Annotated in this window: 1 pseudogene; it reads right to left on the reverse strand. The window is 79.8% G+C overall.

The window, feature by feature from the left end:
• A pseudogene (locus tag KVS67_RS13870) lies at positions 1-228 on the reverse strand (ATP-dependent RNA helicase); the annotation flags it as partial.

Genomic DNA, 228 nt, shown 5'->3' on the forward strand with positions numbered 1-228 from the left:
CCCCACCTGGATCGGCGAGGGGCGGGTGTAGCCCAGCCCCGCGACCACGGCCAGCACGCGGGCGTCCAGGCCGAGGCCCAGGAAGGTGGGGCCGGCCGGCACGGCCGGGGCCTCGGGGGCGGCGGGCTCGGCGGCGTCGACCTGCGGGACGGTCCCCGTGGCCACCTGCTGCGCCTCGGCGAGCTGGGGGGCGGCCTCGGCGGTGGTCTGGGGATCGAGGATGTCGGA

It is taken from the genome of Micrococcus sp. GbtcB5, from assembly GCF_019091605.1.
In the GTDB taxonomy this organism is placed as follows: Bacteria; Actinomycetota; Actinomycetes; order Actinomycetales; family Micrococcaceae; genus Micrococcus; species Micrococcus luteus.